The following is a 1,237-nucleotide window of genomic DNA, read 5'->3' on the forward strand; positions in this document are numbered from 1 at the left end:
TCCCACGGACACCCAGTTAAGGGATAATTTTTAAAAACTGAGGTGAGAGATGACAGTACGCAAGAAATATACGAAAGAATTCAAATTGGATGCGGTTCAGCTTGTCACAAAGCAGGGTTATAGCCGGGCGGAAGCAGCCAGGAATTTAGGCATCAATGCTCGCCTGTTGAGTCGCTGGGTCAGCGAATATGAAGCTGATGCGGGTCAAGCATTCCGGCAACCTGACAGAAGACCAGGAGGAATTGCGGCGTTTAGGTGAAGAAAACCGGCGATTAAAGCTGGAACGGGAGATATTAAAAAAGGCGGCAGCCTTCTTGGCGAAAGAATCGAGCTGAGATTTGAGTTCATTGCCCAAGAGAAGAAGGCGTATCCGGTGAAGCTGCTTTGCCGGTTGATGGGTGTGAGTCGCAATGGATTTTACGATTGGTTGCGGCGTGGGTCTGGTGGAGTGGACCCGGAGCGAGAGGAGAAATTAGCCCAGGTGAAACAATTGTCCAAAGCCTCGAAACACACTTATGGAAGCCGCCGAATGGCCAAGGCGCTGCAGGCGCTGGGTTATCGTGTGGGGCGTTATCAGGCGCGCAGTTTGATGCGCGAAGCTGGCGTGTCGGCTCGCTACCGCCGCCGCTACCGGGTCACGACTGACAGCAATCACCGCCAACCGGTGTTTCCAAACCTGCTGGCGCGGGATTTTGCCCCTGAGCGCGCCAACCATGTGTGGGCGGGTGATATCAGTTATGTTTGGACCCAAGCGGGCTGGTTGTATTTGTCTGTGGTGATTGATCTGTTCTCGCGCAAGGTGGTGGGGTGGTCGATGGGAAATCGACTGACCAGTACGTTAGCCTGTGATGCGCTTCAGATGGCCTTGTGGTGCCGGCAGCCGGCCAAGGGGCAATTGATTTTCCATTCGGACCGAGGCGTCCAGTATGCCAGCCAGGCTTTTCGCAAGCTTCTCAAGCACCACGACATCTCCGGCAGTATGAGCCGTAAAGGCAACTGTTGGGATAATGCCGTAGTGGAGAGTTTCTTCGGTTCTTTGAAATCCGAGCGGGTTTATTGGCGTTGCTACCAGAATCGGCAAGAGGCACGACTGGACATCGTAAACTACATCACGATGTTCTATAACAGCCAACGGCTCCATTCGTATCTGGATTACCAAAGTCCAGATCAATTTGAGAGGAATAGCCAATTGGCTAATGTAGCTTAACTAGGTGTCCGTTTTTACTTGACCACGTCA

The 1,237-nt window shown here is 52.5% G+C and carries 1 protein-coding gene and 1 pseudogene; both read left to right on the top strand.

All coding sequences use genetic code 11. From position 1 onward, the window contains the following. Positions 1-49: 49 nt before the first annotated feature. Positions 50-335: pseudogene (locus tag AXA67_08795) on the top strand (transposase). A 59-nt stretch (positions 336-394) separates the two neighbouring features. After that, positions 395-1,207 (top strand): transposase, encoded by an 813-nt coding sequence (locus AXA67_08800; GenBank protein ID KXJ40662.1) that lies wholly within the window; start codon positions 395-397, stop codon positions 1,205-1,207. Positions 1,208-1,237: the final 30 nt, after the last annotated feature.

The organism is Methylothermaceae bacteria B42 (assembly GCA_001566965.1).
Classification (GTDB): Bacteria; Pseudomonadota; Gammaproteobacteria; order Methylococcales; family Methylothermaceae; genus Methylohalobius.

Coding starts and splice junctions, on each gene's coding strand:
- AXA67_08800 (KXJ40662.1), top strand. CDS start 395: ATGGGTGTGAGTCGCAATGGATTTTACGATTGGTTGCGGCGTGGGTCT.